Origin of the sequence: Agrobacterium tumefaciens, assembly GCF_017726655.1 — a bacterium.
Lineage (GTDB): Bacteria > Pseudomonadota > Alphaproteobacteria > Rhizobiales > Rhizobiaceae > Agrobacterium > Agrobacterium tumefaciens_B.
On the sequence record NZ_CP072308.1, the window covers coordinates 605,127 to 628,193 of the forward strand.

The window sequence follows — 23,067 nt, forward strand, 5'->3', positions numbered from 1 at the left end:
AACTTACGAACAAACGAATGAACGGAAACTGAATTTAAGATTACAATTGTGTAATGGTTGTTAATGGTTAGGTGAAGACGTTAATCTTTCAGATGCAGATTTATGTCTCCTTTTCCGAGGTTAGACCGCCCAACGGTGTCGGGCGGCCCGCTCATGGTATCAGGCCCGCTCGGCGGATTTTGCCCAGAGGTTGATATCCGCATCCCTGGCGTAACGGTCGATTTCCGCCAGTTCCTCCGGCGTGAAGTCGGGTTTATCCAGCGCCTTCACGCAATCCTCGACCTGTTCGACACGGCTCGCGCCGATCAACGCCGAGGTAATGCGGCCGCCGCGCAGGACCCAGGCAATCGCCATCTGCGCCAGCGTTTGGCCGCGACGTTCGGCAATGCCGTTCAGCGCGCGGATGTTCTCGACATTGCGCTCGTTGAGGAAAGCTGGGTTCAGCGACTTGCTCTGCGAAGCGCGGCTGCCATCAGGCACGCCGCCGAGATATTTCGTCGTCAGCATGCCCTGAGCCAGCGGCGAGAAGACGATGGAGCCGATGCCCAGTTCTTCCAGTGTGTCGACGAGACCGTCTTCCTCGATCCAGCGATTGATCATCGAATAGCTCGGCTGGTGGATGATGCAGGGCGTGCCGAGGTCCTTCAGGATCGCTGCGGCCTCACGGGTGCGCTTCGAGTTGTAGGAGGAGATGCCGACATAAAGCGCCTTGCCCGAGCGTACGATCTGATCCAGCGCGCCGCAGGTTTCCTCAAGCGGAGTATCGGGATCGAAACGGTGGGAATAGAAAATATCGACGTAGTCCAGCCCCATGCGTTTAAGGCTCTGGTCGCATGACGATATCAGATACTTGCGGCTGCCCCATTCGCCATAGGGACCGGGCCACATGTTGTAACCGGCCTTGGAGGAGATGATCATCTCGTCGCGATAACCCCGGAAATCCGTCCTCAGGATTTCGCCGAAAGCGGTTTCGGCGCTGCCGGGCGGCGGGCCGTAATTGTTGGCGAGATCGAAATGGGTAATGCCGAGATCAAAGGCGCGGCGGCAGATGGCCTGTTTCGTCTGGTGCGGCGTGTCGTTGCCGAAATTGTGCCAGAGCCCGAGCGAGATCGCCGGCAGCTTCAGGCCGGTCTTGCCGCAATGATTGTATTTCATGGACGCGTAACGGTTTTCGGCCGGTTGCCAAACCATGGGTCTTCCTCCACTTGCTGATGACTGGCTGCCGGAGAGGCCGGCAACCCTTTGAACTGTTGATGACAGGCGCGGGTGCACCTGTCATTCCCAAGAGGGATGGTTATGCCTTTCGCCGCATGGTTTCAATGCCAGGATTGGGCGAGGATTGGCAGGTATGAAGATCGAAAATGCGGAAATGCGGCTCTCCGCCGGCCGCCTTCGGCGTGAAGATGATACGCCGGGTTTCGCCGGCGGCGAGGTCGAAGAGATTGTCGGAGTAGCGGCCCGGCTGATCTGTCTCCAGCATGACGAAGAGGGCGAGGCCGGCAGCAGTGACATCGATTTCGTACTGGCCGTTTTTCAGTGGGCTGACGGAAAATTCGAGCCCGGCGGGTTGAAGCTCTAGCGCCTTGTAGGTATCGCGCACATGGTGGCCTTCACCTGTCATGCCGTTGGAAGCGATAAAGCTCCAGGCAAGGATGGCACCTTCTGGAAGGCTCTCCAGATCGATATCGGTCAGTATTGCCGCTTTGTCGCTCGTGCATGTGCCATTGGCGGACTTCAACGGCACCCGGTTGCCGTCCATAGTGAGCGCCACGACGTTCATGTCGATTTCGACATCTTCCGCCGTGTCGTTGACCATCGAGAAGCTGACCCTACGTCCATCTTCGGAGGGAATGGCAGACACCGCGACCGGCTGGAAGAAACGGCGAGCAGCGTAATGCAGCGCCTTCCAGCCGCCGCCGTAATCGAGGCTCGACCATGAAGCGACCGGCCATGTATCGTTGAGCTGCCAGTAAAGCGTGCCCATGCAATGGGGCTTCAGGGAGCGCCAGTAATCCACGGCCGTTCGGATTGCCAGCGCCTGCTGCACCTGGCTCAGATACACGAAGTTCTCGAAATCCCTGGGGAAGCGGAAGTAGCGAAACATGGTGCCGGCGATCCGCTCATTGCCGCCGGCGTTCTTCTGGTGAAGCTCGATGACCGGCGACGCGATGTTCATGTCCTTGTCTTCCGCATAGGTCCGGATGACCGGCATCGAGGTGTAGGACTGGAAACCGAATTCCGAGCAGAAGCGCGGCTTGACCGCACGATAATTATCGAACGATTTATTCTCATGCCAGACGGACCAGTAATGCATGTCACCTGATCCATCCGCGTGCCAGGCATCGCCATAATCGAGGTAACCCGAGGCTGGGCTCGATGGCCACCAGAGCGCTTCCGGGGCAGCCTTCTTCAAAGCTTTTTCGATTGTGCGGTTCAGACGGTCATAGGCCACGAGATAGCGGTCGCGATTGTTTCGGGATTCATCGAACCACGTCAGCGCTCCCACCAGCTCGTTATCGCCACACCAGAGCGCAATGGAGGGGTGCGAGGACAGGCGTTTCACCTGATAATCGACCTCGTGCTCGACATTATCGAGGAAGTCATCGCTGCAGGGATAGAGATTGCAAGCGAACATGAAGTCCTGCCAGACCAGCAGGCCAAGGCGATCGCAGAGATCGTAGAACCAGTTCTCTTCATAGAACCCGCCGCCCCAGACACGGATCATGTTCATGTTGGCCTCGACTGCTGAGCAAAGGAGGTCTTCGGTCTTTTCCCGGCTTGTCAGCGAATAGAGCGCATCTGCCGGAATCCAGTTGGCGCCGCGGCAGAAGATTTCCCGGCCGTTGATACGGAAGGCGAAGCGGCTGCCGGCCTCATCCTTATCGGTCAGAAGCTCGATGGTTCTGAAGCCGATCTGACGGGTGACGGTCTCGTCGGGCAATTCTACCGTCAGCCGGTAGAGCGTCTGCTCGCCACTGCCTGCCGGCCACCAGAGTTCGGGGTTCTCGACAAAGAAGACGTGCCGCACCACCGTTTCGCCGGCGCCAACGCCGCAATCAAGCCTCAGCCTTTCGTCATTGAGGGACAGGTAGACTGGCAGGCTTGCCGGTCCATCGGCAAAGAGTGTCACGGCCACATGCAGCTCGACGCCGCCTTCTACATGGTGCTGCGACGTCACGATATGTTCGACCCGTGCCGTGTCGAGCCGCTTCAGCCGGATTTTGCCGTAGAGGCCGAAGGGGGCGATGGCGATATTCCAGTCCCAGCCGAAATGGCATTGCGGCTTGCGCAGCATGTTCCCATTGGCGATCGGCGAATTTCCCGGATGATAGGGAATGTAAAATGGTTGCCGCGCCTGCCGCTCTCTGCCGGCGGCGATATTGGAATGGAAATGGACGCGGATGGTGTTCTCGCCCGGCCGGAGCGCGCGCGAGACATCCGGCCTGTAGCGGCGGAAGCAATTATCCGCCGTCAACACGGGTACATCATTGACGAAGACGATGGCGACCGTGTCCAGGTACTCGATATCCAGATACCAGCTTGCATCCGCCTCATCGAGAATGAACGTACGCTCGATCATCCAGTCTCTCTCGGCCACCCATTGCACGAGCTTTTCGTTGGCGCCGTGATAGGGGTCGGGGATGATGCCTGCGTTCTTCAGTGCGGTGTGGACATCTCCGGGAACGGAAAGCTCAGCGGCATGATCTCCTTCCGCAGAGGTGAGGCGCCAGAGCCCGGCCAGATCGATGACGGTTTCAGGCGAGGAAGAAGAAAACATGATCGAACCCTGGTTGCATCACTCAACGAAGAATGGCCGGCATTATGGTGCAGGCTTGTGTCAGAATCTGGGGGAACAACTGTTCGCAACTCGGTCGCAGAACGTTAATCCGGCTTTGCGATTTCCTCCCATCGGTAACGTTACCGTAAAACAATCGCCCCGTCATTCCTCTCAACGCATCAAAAACACCTTAATGTGCCCAAAGTTTCAGGCTCTCGTTTTGAACTGTTTCTCCTCGTAAGGTTTTAAATCAATACGATAGCATATTTTTCTTATCTATATTCTCAAAGAGCGTGTCCGCCATTCCTCGGATGTAAGGCCGTCTATGAGCAGGAAATGCGAGAATTTTCCCCATGACTGCATCGTTTTAGACAGTTCGGTGGGTGCAATGGGTTCGGCGAGACTTCGAGCGCGGAGCTTTGCCTTTGCAACCGCGCAAAACCTATCTATGATTACTGTTCTCTAAAGCGCGGCGACATGACATGAACGATACTGGCAAATCCGGCAGGGACGATACATCCGCGACGACGGGCGAGCGTCCAACCTTGAAAACGATCGCCTATATGACCGGTCTCGGCATCACCACGGTCTCCCGCGCGCTGAAGGATGCGCCCGACATTGGCGCTGAAACCAAAGAGCGCGTCCGGCTCATCGCCCGCCAGATCGGATACCAGCCAAACCGCGCCGGTGTGCGCCTGCGCACGGGCAAGACCAATGTGATCGCCCTTGTTCTTAGCGTCGACGAAGAGCTGATGGGGTTCACCAGCCAGATGGTGTTCGGCATCACAGAGGTTCTTTCCTCGACGCAATATCATCTCGTCGTTACACCCCACATCCATGCCAAGGATTCCATGGCGCCGATCCGCTACATCCTTGATACTGGCTCGGCGGATGGGGTGATCATCTCGAAGATCGAGCCGAACGATCCGCGCGTCCGGCTCATGACCGAGCGTAATATGCCATTCGTGACGCATGGTCGGTCGGATATGGGCATCGACCACGCCTTTCACGATTTCGACAACGAGACCTACGCCTATGAGGCGGTTGAGCGGCTGGCGCAATGCGGCCGCAAAAGGCTTGCGGTGATCGTTCCGCCGTCGCGCTTTTCGTTCCATGACCATGCCCGCAGGGGCTTCAATCGCGCCATCAGGGATTTCGGTCTGACCGAGTTTTCTTTCGATGCCATCACCAGCGAAACGCCGCTGGAGAAAATCCGCGATTTTGGCCAGAAGCTGATGTTATCCGACGACCGTCCGGATGGTATCGTCTCGATCAGCGGAAGCAGCACCTTCGCGCTGGTGGCCGGTTTCGAGGCCGCGGGTGTGAAGATCGGCGAGGACGTTGATATCGTCTCCAAACAGTCGGCCGAATTCCTGAACTGGATCAAGCCGCAGATCCACACTGTCAATGAAGACATCAAGCTGGCGGGCAGGGAGCTTGCAAAAGCCCTGCTCGCCCGCATCAATGGCGCAATGCCGGAAACGCTTCAGAGCGTTGCCCGGCCGGAATGGTCTTCGATGGCGCCAAAGCCATAGGGCTTGAAGCGCTCCGCTCACCTACTTGCTCCAGAGGCGTCGGGAATGCCTGTCAGGACAGGCACGCCTTCAGTGATGCGGCGATGCCACGCATCAGTTTGAAGTAGAGGTCGGGGCCAGGCTCCAGCGTCGCCGCCTCTGGATCGAGCGTTCCTGATTTTGCCGCAGTGCCCTCAGTGATGACTGAAATCAGCTTCGGCTCGAATTGCGGTTCGGCAAAAACGCAGGTTGCGCCGAGCTGACGGACTTTCTCCTGCATCTGCTTCACACGGTCAGCGCCGGGCAGGGTTTCCGGGCTGACAGTGATCGATCCGACCGTTTTTACGCCGTAGCGGTGCTCAAAATATTGGTAGGCGTCGTGGAAGACAATGAACGGCTTGTCCTTCACCGGCTGAACGGTTTCCTTGAGTTCGGCGTCAAGTGCATCGAGATCATCAATCAGCTTTTTCGTATTGGCCTGATAGGTCGCGGCATTGCCGGCGTCGGAAGCGATCAGCGCGGTTTCGATTTCCTGCGCCATGGCCTTGGCATTGGCGGTGTCCAGCCAGAGATGCGTGTCGTACGCGCCGTGGTCATGATCTTCATGGCCGTCGCCATGGTCGTGCCCATGATCGTGCGCACCGCCTGCTTCGGCGTGTGCGTCGTGCGCATCGTGGGCTTCGTCGCCATCGTCATGGGCTTCGAAGGGGCCGCCCACGCGGAAAGGCAATTTCTCCAATCCTTTGGCATCTTCCAGTTCCACCACGGTCGCTTTGCTGGCAAGCGCCTCCAGCGGCTTTTCGAGGAATGCCTCCAGCCCGGGCCCGATCCAGAAGACCACATCCGCTTTTTCAAGCTTGCGTGCATTGGACGGCCGCAGATTATAGGTATGGGGAGAGGCCGCCCCATCAACGATCAGCTGTGGCTCCCCGACACCTTTCATGATGGCCGCAACGAGGGAGTGGATCGGCTTGATCGAGACCACGACATCGGGTGCGGCAGTGGCGCCGGAGGCCGCGGCTGCAATGGCCACGGATGCCATGAGCGGGATCAGGAACGATTTCATGCGATGCACTCCACTTGAACCAGTATAGTTATGTTATTACATTTATTGCGTAACTCTATAACGTATGCGATAGCGGTAGGCAATATCGTCGAACGGACAATCCCATGCTTCATTCCGCCTCTATGGGCAACGACATTCTGGTTTCCCTTGCCAATGCCGGCGTGCAGCGCAGCGGCCGCTGGCTGGTACGCGGCGTGGAGTTTTCCGTCAGCAAAGGCGAGATCGTCACGCTGATCGGGCCGAACGGATCCGGCAAATCCACGAGCGCAAAAATGGCGATCGGTGTCGTCAAACCAACCGAGGGGGTGGTTGCCCGCAAGGCTGGTCTTAAAGTGGGATATGTGCCGCAGAAGCTTTCGGTCGACTGGACAATGCCGCTTTCAGTGCGCCGACTGATGACACTGACAGGGCCGCTCGCCGCCCGCGACATCGATGCCGCCCTGAATGCGACCGGCATCGCGCATCTTGCCAATGCCGAGGTGCAGCATCTGTCCGGTGGGGAGTTCCAGCGGGCGCTTCTAGCGCGCGCCATTGCCCGCAAGCCCGACCTCCTTGTTCTTGACGAACCCGTTCAAGGCGTCGATTTCTCCGGCGAGATCGCGCTTTATGATCTGATAAAAAATATCAGAAATTCAAGTAATTGCGGAATTCTGTTAATCTCGCATGATCTGCATGTGGTGATGGCGGAAACCGATACGGTCATCTGCCTCAACGGCCATGTCTGCTGCCGTGGCACGCCACAGGCGGTAAGCCAGAGCCCGGAATATATGCGCCTCTTCGGCGGCGCGGCTGCGAAAGGGCTTGCCATCTACAGCCACCATCATGATCACACCCATTTGCCCGACGGGCGGGTGCAACATGCGGATGGCACGGTGACGGACCATTGCCACCCTGAGGACGGGCATCATCACGCGCATGATCCACATCATGACCACGCGCATGATCGTCATGACCAACGGCACCACCACGATGACCATGACGAATGTGGCTGCGGCCATGAACATGGCGACGACGCCCGCGAGAACTCGCGCCAGGGAGAGCGCCATGTTTGACGATTTTTTCGTGCGCGCCATGGTCGCCGGCATCGGTGTTGCGTTGACCGCCGGTCCGCTTGGCTGCTTCGTCGTCTGGCGGCGTATGGCCTATTTCGGGGATACCATGGCCCATTCGGCACTTCTGGGCGTTGCCCTGTCTCTGCTGCTGCAGCTCAATCTCATTGTCAGCGTGTTTCTGGTCGCGTCGGCCGTGTCGCTTCTTTTGATTTTTCTGCAAAGACGGCAGGCTCTTTCCGCCGACGCGCTGCTGGGCATCCTGTCCCACTCCGCCTTGGCGATCGGTCTTGTCATCGTCGCCTTCATGAGCTGGGTCCGCATCGATCTCGTCTCGTTCCTGTTCGGCGATATTCTCGCCGTCACCCGCAGTGATATCGCACTGATCTGGGGCGGCGGACTGATTGTCATTGTCTCCATGGTCTTCCTGTGGCGGTCGCTGCTTGCCTCTACCGTTAATACGGAGCTGGCGGAAGCCGAGGGGCTGAACCCGGAACGGTCGAAACTGATCTTCACGCTGCTGATGGCGCTGGTGATTGCGATCGCCATGAAGGTGGTCGGCATCATGCTCATCACCTCGCTGCTGATCATTCCGGCCGCGACGGCGCGGCGTTTTTCCAGCACGCCGGAGGTGATGGCGGTGGTGGCCTCGCTGATCGGTGCGGTGGCGGTTGTCGGCGGCCTGTTCGGCTCGCTGACCTATGACACGCCATCCGGGCCATCCATCGTGGTTGCCGCGGTGATCCTGTTCGTTATAAGCCTGTTGCCGGCGCCGGGTTTTTCCCGCTCCGCAGATGAAGGAGGCAAGCCATGAATGCGCAGACCCAGCAGAATCTCACCAAGAACCAGTCGCTGGTCATGAACGCGCTTTCAAATGCGCAACAGCCGCTCAGCGCCTACATGATCCTCGACAAGCTGCGGGATGACGGTTTCCGCGCGCCGCTCCAGGTCTACCGGGCGCTGGAAAAACTGGTGGAGTTCGGTCTCGTCCACCGGCTGGAAAGCCTCAACGCTTTTGTCGCCTGCACTCACACGCAGGCGGAGTGCTGCTCGCAACACCATGGAACGGTGGCCTTCGCAATCTGCGAATCCTGCGGGCAGGTGACGGAATTCCACGATCACGAGATCGACCATCGCCTCGAGCGCTGGGTGAAGGATAGCAAGTTCAAGGCGGAAAAAACCACGATCGAAATCCGCGGCCTCTGTGCTGCCTGCGCGGCATAACGGCAATTCTAGGGGCGGGCATGTTGCCCGCCGTCGATCATTTTTCGATGATCGCCAGATCCCTCGAAAAACGCTTCCAGTTTTCGATATATTTTTCAGCCGAACGACGAAGGCTCGCCACGGCGTCGTCATCCAGCGTGCGGATAGCGCGCGCGGGTGAGCCGACGATCAGGGAGTTATCCGGAAACTCCTTGCCTTCGGTCACCAGTGCATTGGCGCCGACGAGACAATTGCGGCCAATTTTTGCGCCGTTCAGGATCGTCGCGCCCATGCCGATCAACGAATTATCGCCGATGGTACAGCCATGGACGATGGCGTGATGACCGATGGTGCACATGTCGCCGATGGTGGCGGCATAGCCGGGATCGCTATGCAACATAACGCCTTCCTGGACGTTGGTGCCGCGCCCGACGCTGATCGGCTCGTTATCGCCGCGCAGCGTTGCACCAAACCAGATGCCGACATCCTCACCGAGTGTGACGGCGCCGATGACATTGGCATCGGGTGCGACCCAGTAACGATCCGGGGCAGGGGTCTGCGGTACCCGGTCGGCGAGGCGGTAGAGCGGCATGGCGGTGTCCTTCCGTTGCGTTTCCTGCCGATACAATCAGGCGATTTTGACCGAGAGCCTGCCGACGCCATCGACGCCACACTCTATCCTGTCACCGCGCACGATCGGGCCGACGCCAGCTGGCGTTCCGGTCATGATTACGTCGCCGGCAGCAAGGGTGAACAGCTTGGAAAGCTCGGCAATCACTTCCGGCACTTTCCAGATCATCTGCGCGAGATCGCCCGTCTGCTTACGTTCGCCGTTGACATCGAGCCAGATCGCGCCGGTTGAGGGATGGCCGATTTTTTCTGCCGGAACGATGGCCGAGATCGGAGCGGAATATTCAAAAGCCTTCGCGCCCTCCCAGGAGCGGCCCATCTTCTTCAGCCCGTCCTGAAGGTCGCGGCGTGTCATGTCGATGCCGACGGCATAGCCCCACACATGATCCAACGCCTCGGACGCCGGGATATCCGCGCCGCCGCTCTTCAGAACCACGACACACTCCACCTCGTAATGGACATTGGAGGACAGCGGAGGGTAGGGGAAGTCATTGCCAGCGGGAAGCAGATTGTCCGGGTTCTTTTGGAAATAAAAGGGGGGCTCGCGCGACGGGTCATGTCCCATTTCGATGGCGTGGTCGGCGTAGTTGCGGCCAACGCAATAGACCCGCCGCACGGGGAAGAGCTCTTGCGTGCCTTCGACTGGTAGCAGAACGGGTTTCGGGGCGGGGATGACGGTGGCGGCCATGGGGATTTCCTGTCGTCTCTTGAAGCTGCAAGTCTTGTCCCGCGATTCCGGGGCGATTTCCAGTTCAAAATGACCTCGCCTGCAAAACTGGCTTTTTACGGTCCTTTGTTGTAGAAGCCGGCGCAAAGAGGTTTACCCATGTACAGAAAAGCGCTTGCCAGCGGCGAAAAAATCTTTGCCGTTGCACCCATGATCGATTGGACCGATACGAGGTGCAGGTTTCTGCACCGGCAATTGTCGAAGCGCGCCCTGCTGTTCACCGAAATGATCGTCGCCGATGCCATTATCCACGGCCAGCGCGAGCGGTTGCTCGGTTATCACCCGCAGGAACATCCCGTGGCCCTTCAGCTCGGCGGGTCTGACCCCGTCAAGCTTTCCCAGGCGGTGCGGATCGCCAGCGACTATGGTTACGATGAAATCAATCTCAATGTCGGCTGCCCTTCGGACCGCGTGCAATCGGGTACCTTTGGCGCCTGCCTGATGCGCGAGCCCGACCTCGTTGCAAAATGTGTCTCCGCCATGAAGGCGGTCGCTGAGGTGCCAGTCACAGTCAAATGCCGCATCGGCGTTGACGATCAGGAGCCTGAAAGGGTGTTGCCTGATTTTCTGGCGCGGGCGGTTGCGGCTGGCGCGGATGCCGTGTGGGTCCATGCCCGGAAAGCCTGGCTACAGGGTCTGTCGCCAAAGGAGAACCGCGAGGTTCCGCCGCTCGACTATGAACTCGTCTATCGCATGAAACGGGAAAATCCAGGAGTCTTCATCGGCATCAATGGCGGCATTGCCGATCTCGATCAGGCGGGCGAGCACCTGAAATACATGGACGGCGTGATGCTCGGCCGCGCCGCCTATCACAACACCTCGATCCTTGCCGATGTCGATCACCGCATCTATGGCGGGCAAGCCCACCCCTATGACTGGATGGCGCTCCGGGACGCGATGATGGCTTACGCTGCTGATTACGTCGCCGCAGGTGGACGTCTCAATCACGTCACCCGCCACATGGTCGGCCTGTTTCAGGGCATGCCGGGCGCGCGCCGGTTTCGGCAAATCCTCTCCAGCGACGCCACCCGACCGGGAGCCGGGCCTGAGGTGATCGAGGCAGCTTTTGCCGCCATCGATTTTAACCCGATGAAAGAACTGGCGGGCTGAGAGGGCTCAGACGGCTTTTTGCAGTTCCTGCGCACCAGTGGGCGCATTGACCTTGCCGCCGGTAATGAAGAAAGCGAAGACGTCGCGCGGCGTCTTTTCGACCCTCCGGTCCGGCGCTATCAGCGGCAAATCGTCAGGAACGCCGCCTGCCGCGTAGGTCTTGACGCGTTTTGCCCAATCCTTGATCCCGGCTTTCGGATAGCAGGTCTTGATATCGTCCTCGCCCTTCTGCAGGCGGCAATAGACGAAATCGGCCGTGACGTCAGGCAGCATCGGATACTCGTGATGATCGGCGCAGACGACCGCGACCTTGTGTCTGGCGAGAAGCTCGATGAATTCCGGCACCTGGAACGTCTCATTGCGCACCTCCACGACGTGGCGCAAACGAATCCCGTCCTGCTTTTCCGGCAATAGCGCCAGGAATGCGCCGAAATCGTCGGCGTCGAATTTCTTCGTCGGCGCGAATTGCCAGAGGATCGGGCCGAGATGCGATCCAAGTTCCGTCAGACCCTGCGTCAGGAACTTCGTCATGGACTCGCCCGCTTCGGCCAGAACCTTGCGGTTGGTGACGTAACGGCTTGCTTTCAGTGAAAAGACGAAATCCTCCGGCACCTCGGATGCCCATTTGGCGAAGGTCTCCGGCTTCTGGCTGCTGTAATAGGTGCCGTTGACTTCAATCGCCGTCAACTGCCGGCTTGCGTGCTCCAACTGGCGCTTCTTCGGCAGTTTTTCCGGGTAGAAAGTTCCTTCCCACGGCTCGAAGGTCCAGCCGCCGATACCGGTGCGGATAGTCCCTGACGTCGACATCTGTTGTTCCTCCCAAATTCCGTGCCGCTTTCGCGCCTTTGCCCAAGTCATTCACAGGCCTGCGGCGACGGCGGTGTCTTGACCAATGGATCCCACCTCGACGGCGAGGATAACGGGGCGCCGCCCGGGCACACCTGTCGTTAATCTCTGAAACTACTCCGCGGCTTGCTGTTTTCCAGCCGGTCGCCTCTCCAGAAGCTCTTTCAGGAAGTGACCGGTATAGGAGCGCTCGACCTTGACGATGTCTTCCGGCGTGCCGGTTGCCACCACTTCGCCGCCGCCCGTGCCGCCTTCGGGGCCGATATCGATGATCCAGTCGGCCGTCTTGATGACTTCGAGATTGTGTTCGATCACGACCACGGAATTGCCCTGTTCCACCAGCGCATGCAGCATCTCGAGCAGCTTGTTGACGTCGTGGAAGTGCAGGCCGGTCGTCGGCTCGTCGAGTATGTAGAGCGTGCGGCCCGTGGAGCGCTTCGACAGTTCCTTGGCAAGCTTGACGCGCTGCGCTTCGCCGCCGGAAAGCGTATTGGCCTGCTGGCCGACCTTGATGTAACCAAGACCAACATCGAAGAGCGATTGCAGCTTGTCGCGGACGGCCGGCACGGCGGCGAAGAATTCCACGCCTTCTTCAACCGTCATATCCAGCACGTCCGCGATGGATTTGCCCTTGAAGGTGACGTCAAGCGTTTCGCGGTTATAGCGCTTGCCGTGGCAGACATCGCAGGTGACATAGACATCAGGCAGGAAGTGCATTTCGATCTTGATGACACCGTCGCCCTGGCAGGCTTCGCATCGGCCACCCTTGACGTTGAAGGAGAAGCGGCCGGGTGCGTAACCACGCGCCTTCGCTTCCGGCAGGCCCGCAAACCAGTCCCGGATCGGCGTAAAAGCGCCGGTATAGGTGGCGGGGTTCGAGCGTGGGGTCCGGCCAATGGGTGACTGATCGATATCGATCACCTTGTCGATGAATTCGAAACCATCGATACGGTCATGTTCCGCCGGGATTTCGCGCGCACCCATGACCCGCCGTGCCGCCGATTTATAGAGCGTTTCGATCAGGAAGGTGGATTTGCCGCCGCCGGAAACGCCGGTTACGGCGGTAAAGACACCCAAAGGCACCGCAGCAGTGACATTCTTCAGATTATTGCCGCGTGCGCCGACAACCTTGATCTCGCGACCCTTCTTGGGTTTGCGGCGCTGCGCGGGAACCGCGACGCCGAGTTCGCCGGAGAGATATTTGCCGGTCAGTGATTTCGGGTTGGCCATCACCTCCTGCGGCGTACCTTCGGCGATGACCTGACCGCCGTGGATGCCGGCGGCCGGGCCGATATCGACCACATAGTCCGCCGTCAAAATGGCATCCTCGTCATGTTCGACCACAATCACCGTATTGCCGATATCGCGCAGATGTTTGAGCGTATCAAGCAAGCGGGCATTGTCGCGCTGATGGAGACCGATCGAGGGCTCGTCAAGGACATAGAGAACGCCGGTGAGGCCCGAGCCGATCTGCGATGCAAGACGGATGCGCTGGCTCTCGCCGCCAGAGAGCGTGCCGGAATTGCGCGACAGGCTGAGATAATCCAGCCCGACATCGTTGAGGAAGCGCAGGCGCTCGCGGATTTCCTTGAGGATACGGACGGCGATTTCATTCTGCTTGGCGTTCAGGCTTTCCGGCAGCACCTCGAACCAGTCGCGCGCGGTGCGGATCGACATTTCGGTGACTTCACCGATATGCAGCTTGTTGATCTTAACGGCGAGCGCTTCCGGTTTGAGGCGGTACCCCGCGCAGGCCGGGCAGGGGGCTGCCGACATGTAACGCTCAATTTCCTCGCGCGCCCAGGCGCTGTCGGTCTCTTTCCAGCGACGCTCCAGATTAGGCACGATGCCTTCAAAGTTCTTCACCGTCTTGTAGGAGCGGGCGCCGTCCTGATAATTGAACTCGATCTTGTCATCCGTGCCCTGCAGGATGGCGTGCTGCGCGTCCTTCGAAAGATCGGACCACTTGCTCGACAGCTTGAAACCGAAAGCTTTACCGAGTGCTTCCAGCGTCTGGTTATAATAGGGCGAGGAAGACTTCGCCCATGGTGCAATGGCGCCGTCGCGCAGCGTGCGGGCTGGCTCCGGCACGATCAGGTTTTCATCCACCTTCTGCTGCGAGCCGAGGCCATCGCAGCTGGGGCAGGCGCCGAAGGGATTGTTGAAGGAAAACAGCCGCGGTTCGATTTCCGGAATGGTGAAGCCGGAAACGGGGCATGCGAATTTTTCCGAAAACAGCACGCGCTCGTGGGTCTCATTGAGAGATTTATTGGCGGAACCACCGGCCGCGGTTTCTTCTGCAGGCAGCGGTTTGTCGGCGAATTCGGCGATCGCCAGACCGTCCGCGAGCTTCAAGCAGGTCTCAAGACTGTCGGCAAGACGTGCGGCCATATCCGGGCGCACAACAGCACGGTCAACCACCACGTCGATGTCGTGCTTGTATTTCTTGTCGAGGGCTGGAACGTCGGCGATCTCGTAGAACTGGCCGTCCACCTTGACGCGCTGGAAGCCCTTCTTCATCAGCTCGGCAAGTTCCTTCTTGTACTCGCCCTTGCGGCCGCGCACGATCGGGGCGAGGATATAAAGACGCGTGCCTTCGTCGAAAGCGAGGATGCGATCCACCATCTGGCTGACCGTCTGGCTTTCGATCGGCAGGCCTGTCGCCGGCGAATAGGGCACACCGACGCGCGCAAAGAGCAGGCGCATGTAGTCGTAAATCTCGGTGACCGTACCCACCGTCGAGCGCGGGTTACGCGAGGTGGTCTTCTGCTCGATGGAGATCGCCGGTGACAGACCGTCAATCTGGTCCACGTCGGGCTTCTGCATCATCTCCAGGAACTGGCGCGCATAGGCCGAAAGGCTCTCGACATAACGGCGCTGGCCCTCGGCATAGATGGTATCGAAAGCAAGCGACGACTTGCCCGAGCCGGAGAGGCCGGTCATGACGATCAGCTTGTTGCGTGGCAAATCCAGATCGATGCCCTTGAGGTTATGCTCGCGGGCGCCACGGATGGAAATCGTCTTCAGTTCACTCATGACAAGGCTCGGACAAATAGAAGGCTTGAGGGCGGCGTGTCCTTATGTAGTGACGCAGCCGGATGTGTCGAGGTCTAATCCCAATCGGCCGAAGCTTTTCGGAAAGCTTGACTCGAAATCTGCGATTCAATAGAACAAAAAAGGAACGAATTGCAAGCGACAATCTCCGCCACCGCAGCTTAAGATTATTCGTTGTGGATAGTTCCATGCTTGCGGTGCCCTTTGCGGGCCGTGGCGGCTATTGTGTGGCGAATTTTTTGAAATGCGATTGCCGGTCATGAAGGCCGGCGGACAGGATGACGAGATGGCTGGTAGCGTAAACAAGGTAATTCTGATCGGAAACGTGGGCGCCGATCCCGAAATCCGCCGCACGCAGGATGGCCGCCCAATCGCCAATCTGCGTATTGCTACGTCGGAAACCTGGCGCGACCGCAACAGCGGTGAGCGCAAGGAAAAGACCGAGTGGCACACGGTCGTGGTGTTCAACGAAGGCCTGTGCAAAGTGGTCGAGCAATACGTCAAGAAGGGCGCAAAGCTCTACATCGAAGGTCAGTTGCAAACCCGTAAGTGGCAGGACCAGACCGGTAACGACCGTTATTCGACGGAAGTGGTTCTTCAGGGCTTCAACTCGACGCTGACCATGCTCGATGGTCGCGGCGAAGGCAGCGGCCGCAGTGGCGGCGGCGACTTCGGCGGCGGCAACGATTACGGCAGTGGCGGCGGCTCGGGTTATGGCGGCGGTTACGACCAGCAGTCCTCTTCTCGCGGCGGTTCTTCCCGCGGCAGCAGCCAGCCTTCGGGCGGCTTCTCCAACGATATGGACGACGACATCCCGTTTTGATCTGACGCCGGATGAATATGTGCATGACAGGAGGCGAGCTTGAGTGACGACACGGTGCAACCGAAACAGCCCGCCACCTGGCGCATTATTCTTGCGTTTTTCCTTGATTTCTGGACGGTGTTTTTTGCGGCGGGATTTCTTGTCGCAACCGTTGCGGGCGGGCGAACACCGGAGGGGTTTTCCCTGAACGGTACGCCTGCTCTTGTCGCCTTTGGCCTGATGATAGCCTATTTCGTTGTGCTGGGACGGTTCTTTGGTGGCACGTTGTGGCAGCGGCTCCTGAAAGCAAGACGCTGACATCCATTGTCGGTCTCTTTTTCGGCGTAAGTGCCTGGTGAGGCCAAACTAAGCCGCCACCTTGTCCGCCAACATCGCGACCATGACATCGGATTGCGACACGATGCCGACCATCTTGCCGCGGGCGTCCGCCACGGGCAGATAGTGCAACCCTTCTTCCGCGAAACGGATGATGGCTTCCTCGATGGGCGTTTCCGGCGAAACCGTTTTCACAGGCGAGGTCATGATGTCCTTCACCGTGTCGTTCGGCGCGCTTGCGCCTGACAGGATGAGGCGCAGGCGCTGGAGGAAGCCGATGGCGGGACGGCCATTTCTCCAGCTGGCCTTTTCCAGGAAGTCCGTCTGGGTGACGATACCGACGATTTCTGCTTTGTCGTTGGTGACCGGCAGCGCCTTGAAGTGGTGGCTGTGCATCAGTCCCTGGGCGTGGCGAAGGCTGTCATCGGGTGCGACGCCGATGACATCCCGTGACATGACGCTCGCACAATCGAGATGCAGCGCGCGGCGGCGGTAGGAGCGCAGTTCAGTCTTGCGCAGGATGGTCTCCAGCGCATCGCGGTCGATATCGAGGACCTCGTCATATTCTTTCAGCACCTCATCAAGATCGGTTGAGGAAAAGCCGATTTTCTGAATGGGCGTGGGATCTGTGGTGCCGTGCGCCGCTTTGCCAAGCTTGAGACCATGGGGATAGGCGCGGCCGGTCGCATTGTTATAGACGAGCGCCAAAACGAGAAGGATGAGCGAGTTTCCGGCCACCGGCCAGAGCAGAAAACCATAACCGAGACTGTGGACGGCAGGGCCGCCGAGAACGGCGGTGAGAGCGACGGCACCGCTTGGCGGATGCAGGCACCGCAGCGCCATCATGGCAGCGATCGCAAGGCTGATTGCGAGCGCGCTGGCAGGAAATGGATCCGGAACGAGCAGGGCCACGCTCACACCGACAAACGCCGAAACGAGGTTACCGCAGAGGATCGACCAGGGCTGCGCCAGCGGGCTCGAGGGCACCGCGAACAGAAGCACGGCAGACGCGCCCATCGGTGCGATCATGGCGGGCAAGGTAGGATCGAAACGCAGGGCGAGACTTCCCAGAAGGCCGGTGAGGAGAATGCCGACGAAGGCGCCTATTGCAGAGCGTAGCCTTTCCCTGTTGCTGACAGGTGCGGCATCCGGGATGAGGCGGCGCAGCATTGAACGCATGAGAAGAACTTTCGAATCCGGAAACGTTACCTGTCTTTAAACGAAGCGACGGCCGGATTTAAAGGCAGGATTTTTCCTCTCCCTGATATCGATGGGAATTATGATGCGTCCATCCCAGTGGGCGACAAATCAGAAAGCAAAGGCGGATTTGATCCCGTCGACCACGAATTGCACCGACAGCGCCGCCAGCAGCACGCCAAGAAGTCGCGTGAGGATCGCGCGGCCCGTATTGCCGAGAAACCGGTCCATGCGTTCCGCCACGATCAGTGCGGCGTAAACGAGGCCCATGGCGAAGGCGAGGATCAGGATGAGTACCACCATCTCAAAGGTCGTGTTCATCGAGCCCGCAAGCAGCACCGTCGCGGAGATGGCGCCCGGTCCGGCGATTAACGGGAGTGCCAGCGGAAAGACCGCAAGATTATGCAGATGATCCTTGGTGATGGCTATTTCGGACGTCTTTTCCTTCCTTTCCTGACGCTTTTCAAAAATCATCTCGAAGGCGATCCAGAACAGCAGAAGGCCGCCGGCGATGCGGAAGGAGCCGAGCGAAATGCCAAGCAGGTTGAGGATCGCAAGCCCGAAGACAGCGAAGACCGCAAGGATGCCGAAAGCGATGATGGAACCGCGCAACGCTACCTGGCTACGCTGGCTGCGGTTCATGCCTGTCGTAAGCGCCAGGAAAACGGGGGCGAGGCCCGGCGGATCGAGCGTCACCAGAAGTGTGGTGAGCGCATTGATGAGGGTTTCGCTGCTGGCCATTTTTTCCCCGCTGTCTTGTTTTTATGCCGGACCCTACGCAACTCGCCCGCAGTTTAAAAGGGACGGTCGCGCATTTGGGCGGTGAAATCGTGAAAACCGGCGTTTGTCTTGCAAATGACGCAAAAGCCTGTTCAAAACTTGCCGGGAAATTGGCTTAACCTTCCTGTTTCCGCTATAAAAATCCATCCGATTCTTAACAGAGAATGTGATCCGTTTTGACTGACCAGAGCCCCCCCGGCGGCGGAAAGCTTCCGCCAGGCATTGAACCGATTTCCATCATGGAGGAAATGCAGCGGTCGTATCTCGATTACGCCATGAGCGTCATCGTTTCCCGCGCGCTTCCCGATGTGCGAGACGGCCTGAAGCCGGTTCATCGCCGTATCCTTTACGGCATGTCCGAACTCGGCATCGACTGGAACAAGAAATACGTCAAATGCGCCCGCGTCACCGGTGACGTGATGGGTAAATTCCATCCGCACGGCAATTCGGCGATTTATGATGCGCTGGCGCGTATGGCGCAGGATTGGTCGCTGCGCCTGCCGCTGATCGACGGGCAGGGCAACTTCGGCTCCATCGACGGCGATCCGCCGGCGGCCGAACGTTATACCGAATGCCGTCTCGATAAGGCCGCGCATGCGCTGCTTGATGATCTCGACAAGGAGACGGTCGATTTCCGCGACAACTATGACGGCACGCTGCAGGAGCCCGTGGTCATTCCGGCCAAGTTCCCGAACCTGCTGGTCAACGGGGCAGGCGGCATCGCGGTCGGTATGGCGACGAACATCCCGCCGCACAACCTGTCCGAAGTTATCGACGGCTGTATCGCCCTGATCGACAATCCGGCGATCGAGTTGCCGGAACTGATGCAGATCATTCCTGGCCCGGATTTTCCGACCGGTGCGCTGATCATGGGCCGTTCCGGCATCCGCTCGGCCTACGAGACGGGCCGCGGCTCTGTCATCATGCGTGGCCGCGCCACGATCGAGCCGATGCGTGGCGACCGCGAGCAGATCATCATCACCGAAGTTCCCTATCAGGTGAACAAGGCGTCGATGATCGAAAAAATGGCTGAGCTGGTCAAGGAAAAGCGGATCGAGGGCATTTCCGACCTGCGCGACGAATCCGACCGCCAGGGTTACCGCGTCGTCATCGAACTGAAGCGCGACGCCAATGCGGATGTCATCCTGAACCAGCTTTACCGCTACACGCCGCTGCAGACCTCGTTTGGCTGCAACATGGTGGCACTGAACGGCGGCAAGCCCGAGCAGATGACGCTGCTCGACATGTTGCGTGCTTTTGTCTCCTTCCGCGAAGACGTCGTCAGCCGTCGCACGAAATACCTGCTGCGCAAGGCGCGTGAGCGCGCGCATGTGTTGGTCGGTCTGGCGATTTCAGTCGCCAATATCGATGAGGTCATCCGCGTCATCCGCCATGCTCCCGATCCGGCGTCGGCCCGAGAGGAACTGATGACGCGTCGCTGGCCTGCACAGGATGTGGAAAGCCTGATCCGCCTGATCGATGACCCGCGCCACCGCATCAACGAAGACGGGACTTACAACCTTTCAGAGGAACAGGCGCGCGCCATTCTCGAATTGCGCCTCGCACGTCTTACGGCGCTCGGCCGCGATGAAATTGGCGACGAGCTGAACAAGATCGGCGCTGAGATCAGCGAGTATCTGGAAATCCTGTCATCGCGCCTGCGCATCATGCAGATCGTCAAGGATGAGCTGACCGCCGTTCGCGACGAGTTCGGTACGCCGCGTCGCTCCGAGATCGTCGAAGGCGGTCCTGATATGGACGATGAAGACCTCATCGCCCGCGAAGACATGGTCGTCACCGTTTCGCATCTCGGTTACATCAAGCGCGTGCCGCTGACGACCTATCGTGCACAGCGTCGCGGCGGCAAAGGGCGCTCCGGCATGGCAACGCGCGACGAAGATTTCGTCAACCGTCTGTTCGTTGCCAATACCCATACGCCTGTCCTTTTCTTCTCCTCGCGTGGTATCGTCTACAAGGAAAAGGTCTGGCGTCTGCCGATCGGCACACCGCAGTCGAAGGGCAAGGCCCTTATCAACATGCTGCCACTGGAACCTGGCGAGCGCATCACCACCATCATGCCGTTGCCCGAGGACGAAACGACCTGGGAAACGCTCGACGTGATGTTCTCGACGACGCGCGGCACTGTTCGCCGTAACAAGCTCGGTGATTTCGTACAGGTCAACCGCAACGGCAAGATCGCCATGAAGCTGGACGAGGAGGGCGATGAAATCCTCTCCGTCGAAACCTGTACCGACCGTGACGACGTGTTGCTGACGACTGCGCTTGGCCAGTGCATCCGCTTCCCCGTGGACGATGTGCGCGTCTTTGCCGGCCGCAACTCGGTCGGCGTGCGCGGCATCAACATGGCTGAAGGCGACCGCATCATCTCCATGACCATCGTCGGGCACGTTGAAGCTGAACCGTGGGAGCGTGCGGCCTACCTCAAGCGCTCGGCCGCCGAGCGGCGCGCTGCCGGTGTCGATGAAGAAGACATCGCGCTTGTTGGCGAGGACGTAACGGAAGAGGGCGAACTCAGCGAAGAGCGCTATCAGGAACTGAAGGCACGTGAAGAATTCGTGCTGACGGTTTCCGTGAAGGGCTTCGGCAAGCGGTCTTCTTCGTATGATTTCCGCACCTCGGGCCGAGGCGGCAAGGGCATCCGCGCCACCGATACCGCAAAGACCAACGAAATCGGCGAACTCGTTGCCGCCTTCCCGGTGGAAGAGGGCGACCAGATCATGCTGGTCTCGGATGGCGGTCAGCTGATCCGCGTGCCGGTCAACGGCATCCGCATTGCCAGCCGCGCCACCAAGGGCGTGACGATCTTCTCGACCGCCAAGGATGAGAAGGTGGTTTCGGTAGAGCGCATCAACGAGCCCGAGGGCGACGATGAGGTGGAAAGCGGTAATGGCGACGATGTTGCCGACACGCCGCCGGATGCACCTGAGGCACCGGAGAGCGAGGCGTAAGCCGCCTCGCCATCCCCTGTAACCGGTCAAGAAAAACCCCGCGGCGCTCAGGCTCCGCGGGGTTTTTGTTGCATGGATTAGACGCGATCTTTCTCAGCGGATCCGGATATGGACTGGAGCACGGCCCGAACGGCTTGCGACATGAAGGTGGATGTTTGCTTCCGGCTGGTTCGAGCGCCACGCACGGGCGCCATGCGACAGAAGCAGCGCCACGAGATCGCGCGTTTTCGCCTTGGAACGATTAAGACCGAGATCGGCGATACGCATTGCCGCTTCGTGAATGGGATGCAGAACCGAAAGGCTGCCATGCCCGTTGCCAGACGCAATGTCCGAATAATTCTCGTTGACTGCCATCTTGGAAAGCCTCGCTACTCATTACACAATTCGAGGAGACAGGCGATGTCTCGACAATGAAGCACCGCCTGCGGAAACGTCTGTTACTGGAGTGACGCCCAGCAGCTGACGCCTTTCTTTTTCAATGCATTGCATGCATTTACCGCGGCGTTCTGGCCGTCGAAGCCGCCGAAACGGGCGCGGTAGATCTGGGAGCCGTCCTTGCTATAGGCGACCGTGAAGGGTTTTGCGGAGCGAAGAGCCGCGCCGCCTTTTTCCTGTGCGTTCTGCAACAGGCCGCGTGCAGAGCTCTCGTCCGGCGATGCGCCGATCTGGATCACCCAGCCACCCTGGGGCGCCTCTGCCCGTGGTGAGACGGAAGGGGCTGTGGAAGCAGATGCTGCCGTCGATGCGGTGACGATATTGTCGACCTTGGTCGAATTGGTGATCAGATTGCGGTCGGGAGCAGCCGGTGCGCGAACGATCGGGTCCTTGCCCTTCTGCCAGGTGGCGGCTTCCATGGCCTTGACCGCCGGGTTGGAAGCGGAACCAGCAAAGGCGCTAACGGGCGCTTCTTCGTAACGGGTCTGCGGAACCGGGCCCGCATGCGGCAGGCCGGCATCCGTTGCAGCAACGGCCACGGAAGGAACGGCTGCTGCAACTGCAACAGGCTCTTCGACCGGTGCGGAGCGGGTCTGCGCAATGAGGTTGCTGTTGCCGCCGCGCGATGCCTGCGGCAGATAGGTGGCCACAAGCTTGCGCATCGTGGCATCACGGGCGGCACTGGACCGTCCACCAAGCACAACAGCCACAATCGACCGGCCATCGAGCTGTGCGGATGTGGCAAGATTGCTGCCGGCTGCGCGGGTGTAACCTGTCTTGATGCCGTCCACGCCCTTCACGGTTCCGACGAGGCGGTTATGATTGCCGATAACCTGCTTGCCGAAGTTGAAGGTACGGGTGGAGAAATAGCCGTAATATTGCGGGAAGTGCTGGCGAAGAGCGATGCCGAGACGGGCCTGGTCGCGCGCCGTCGTCATCTGCGCCGTATTTGGCAGGCCGTTGGCGTTGCGATAGGTCGTGCGGGTCATGCCGAGTGCACGGGCCTTTGCGGTCATCATCCGGGCAAAACGATCCTCGGAACCGCCGAGGTATTCGCCAAGCGCGGTCGCCATGTCGTTGGCGGAGCGGGTGACGAGTGCGAGGATGGCCTGCTCCACGGTGATGCTGCCGCCGGCGCGCACGCCGAGCTTGGATGGAGGTTCCTTGGCAGCATTGGCCGACACCGGAACCTTCGAATCAAGGGAGATACGCCCGGCGCTGAGCGCTTCGAACGTAAGGTAAAGCGTCATCATCTTGGTCAGCGACGCCGGATAACGCAGACCATCCGGATCCTCACCGTAGAGAACCTTGCCGGTCTTGGCGTCGATCACGATGCCCGCATATTTCGGATCGGCCTTTGCAGTCTGAACGGATGTTGCGGTTATGAACGCCGCAGCAAGGGTTAGCGCAATAAACCTCACGAAAGACGTTGCACCCGCTCTGCGCGAATGTGCTCCAGATAGACTTTTCAACACTGCTGAACTCTTCAATCGCATATTTATGTTCCGCTCGGACACGCCCCGCCCGATGCTCCGAGACGAAACTTTATCGGGATGGCGTTACCAAGTGGT

At 59.3% G+C, this 23,067-nt stretch carries 19 protein-coding genes; 8 read left to right on the top strand and 11 right to left on the bottom strand.

All coding sequences use genetic code 11. The features are described 5' to 3' along the window. Positions 1-159 precede the first annotated feature (159 nt). Both mgrA and AT6N2_RS03100 read right to left on the bottom strand, forming a co-directional pair. Positions 160-1,191, bottom strand: coding sequence for an L-glyceraldehyde 3-phosphate reductase (gene mgrA / locus AT6N2_RS03095; RefSeq protein ID WP_063948965.1), 1,032 nt, complete (start codon positions 1,189-1,191; stop codon positions 160-162). 103 nt (positions 1,192-1,294) lie between these two features. Beyond that, positions 1,295-3,778 (bottom strand): beta-mannosidase, encoded by a 2,484-nt coding sequence (locus AT6N2_RS03100; protein ID WP_209088375.1) that lies wholly within the window; start codon positions 3,776-3,778, stop codon positions 1,295-1,297. 482 nt (positions 3,779-4,260) lie between these two features. On the opposite strand from AT6N2_RS03100, the gene AT6N2_RS03105 reads away from it, so the two are divergent. Further along, positions 4,261-5,313 (top strand): LacI family transcriptional regulator, encoded by a 1,053-nt coding sequence (locus AT6N2_RS03105; RefSeq protein ID WP_144574220.1) that lies wholly within the window; start codon positions 4,261-4,263, stop codon positions 5,311-5,313. A gap of 52 nt (positions 5,314-5,365) precedes the next feature. On the opposite strand, the gene znuA is transcribed toward AT6N2_RS03105, so the two are convergent. Then, entirely contained in the window at positions 5,366-6,358 is a 993-nt protein-coding gene (znuA, locus tag AT6N2_RS03110) for a zinc ABC transporter substrate-binding protein ZnuA (RefSeq protein WP_209088377.1), read from the bottom strand. 104 nt (positions 6,359-6,462) lie between these two features. Here znuA and znuC point away from each other — a divergent pair, with 104 nt between their 5' ends. From znuC to zur, 3 genes are read left to right on the top strand one after another with little or no spacing between them, the layout of a single operon-like run. Next, positions 6,463-7,410, top strand: coding sequence for a metal ABC transporter ATP-binding protein (gene znuC, locus AT6N2_RS03115; protein ID WP_209088380.1), 948 nt, complete (start codon positions 6,463-6,465; stop codon positions 7,408-7,410). Beyond that, positions 7,403-8,221, top strand: coding sequence for a zinc ABC transporter permease subunit ZnuB (gene znuB, locus AT6N2_RS03120; RefSeq protein WP_209088383.1), 819 nt, complete (start codon positions 7,403-7,405; stop codon positions 8,219-8,221). Before znuC ends, znuB begins: the two co-directional genes overlap by 8 nt. Next, the gene (gene zur / locus AT6N2_RS03125; RefSeq protein WP_063948971.1) at positions 8,218-8,631 is read left to right on the top strand and encodes a zinc uptake transcriptional repressor Zur; all 414 of its coding nucleotides are present in this window, start codon (positions 8,218-8,220) and stop codon (positions 8,629-8,631) included. The genes znuB and zur overlap by 4 nt, the downstream gene beginning before the upstream one ends. A gap of 37 nt (positions 8,632-8,668) precedes the next feature. Here the strand turns inward: zur and AT6N2_RS03130 are convergent, their stop codons facing one another. Next, on the bottom strand, positions 8,669-9,202 hold the full coding sequence (locus tag AT6N2_RS03130; protein ID WP_209088386.1) for a gamma carbonic anhydrase family protein: 534 nt from the start codon (positions 9,200-9,202) through the stop codon (positions 8,669-8,671). A 36-nt stretch (positions 9,203-9,238) separates the two neighbouring features. Then, complete coding sequence (locus AT6N2_RS03135) at positions 9,239-9,928, bottom strand: fumarylacetoacetate hydrolase family protein (RefSeq protein ID WP_209088389.1); 690 nt, start codon at positions 9,926-9,928, stop codon at positions 9,239-9,241. Between the two features lie 138 nt (positions 9,929-10,066). On the opposite strand from AT6N2_RS03135, the gene dusA reads away from it, so the two are divergent. Further along, positions 10,067-11,077 (top strand): tRNA dihydrouridine(20/20a) synthase DusA, encoded by a 1,011-nt coding sequence (dusA, locus tag AT6N2_RS03140; protein WP_209088392.1) that lies wholly within the window; start codon positions 10,067-10,069, stop codon positions 11,075-11,077. A gap of 6 nt (positions 11,078-11,083) precedes the next feature. On the opposite strand, the gene AT6N2_RS03145 is transcribed toward dusA, so the two are convergent. Further along, the gene (locus tag AT6N2_RS03145) at positions 11,084-11,884 is read right to left on the bottom strand and encodes a DUF72 domain-containing protein (protein ID WP_209088394.1); all 801 of its coding nucleotides are present in this window, start codon (positions 11,882-11,884) and stop codon (positions 11,084-11,086) included. A gap of 153 nt (positions 11,885-12,037) precedes the next feature. Then, on the bottom strand, positions 12,038-14,959 hold the full coding sequence (uvrA, locus tag AT6N2_RS03150) for an excinuclease ABC subunit UvrA (protein WP_209088397.1): 2,922 nt from the start codon (positions 14,957-14,959) through the stop codon (positions 12,038-12,040). A 262-nt stretch (positions 14,960-15,221) separates the two neighbouring features. Here uvrA and AT6N2_RS03155 point away from each other — a divergent pair, with 262 nt between their 5' ends. Together AT6N2_RS03155 and AT6N2_RS03160 are read left to right on the top strand one after the other, a co-directional pair. Then, positions 15,222-15,800, top strand: a complete 579-nt coding sequence (locus AT6N2_RS03155) for a single-stranded DNA-binding protein (protein ID WP_209088400.1) — start codon at positions 15,222-15,224, stop codon at positions 15,798-15,800. A 39-nt stretch (positions 15,801-15,839) separates the two neighbouring features. Next, positions 15,840-16,097 carry a hypothetical protein gene (locus AT6N2_RS03160; protein ID WP_209088403.1) on the top strand — a complete coding sequence of 86 codons (258 nt, stop codon included), beginning with the start codon at positions 15,840-15,842 and terminating at the stop codon, positions 16,095-16,097. Between the two features lie 48 nt (positions 16,098-16,145). Here the strand turns inward: AT6N2_RS03160 and AT6N2_RS03165 are convergent, their stop codons facing one another. Next, complete coding sequence (locus AT6N2_RS03165; protein ID WP_209088406.1) at positions 16,146-17,294, bottom strand: CBS domain-containing protein; 1,149 nt, start codon at positions 17,292-17,294, stop codon at positions 16,146-16,148. Between the two features lie 129 nt (positions 17,295-17,423). After that, positions 17,424-18,053 (bottom strand): MarC family protein, encoded by a 630-nt coding sequence (locus AT6N2_RS03170; protein ID WP_063948979.1) that lies wholly within the window; start codon positions 18,051-18,053, stop codon positions 17,424-17,426. A gap of 215 nt (positions 18,054-18,268) precedes the next feature. Between AT6N2_RS03170 and gyrA the strand changes: the two genes are divergently transcribed. Then, positions 18,269-21,061, top strand: coding sequence for a DNA gyrase subunit A (gene gyrA, locus AT6N2_RS03175; RefSeq protein WP_209088409.1), 2,793 nt, complete (start codon positions 18,269-18,271; stop codon positions 21,059-21,061). Between the two features lie 93 nt (positions 21,062-21,154). Here gyrA and AT6N2_RS03180 read toward each other — a convergent pair whose 3' ends face one another. Next, positions 21,155-21,415, bottom strand: a complete 261-nt coding sequence (locus AT6N2_RS03180) for a hypothetical protein (RefSeq protein ID WP_003502750.1) — start codon at positions 21,413-21,415, stop codon at positions 21,155-21,157. Between the two features lie 83 nt (positions 21,416-21,498). Beyond that, entirely contained in the window at positions 21,499-22,992 is a 1,494-nt protein-coding gene (locus tag AT6N2_RS03185) for a D-alanyl-D-alanine carboxypeptidase family protein (protein ID WP_077224753.1), read from the bottom strand. Positions 22,993-23,067 lie beyond the last annotated feature (75 nt).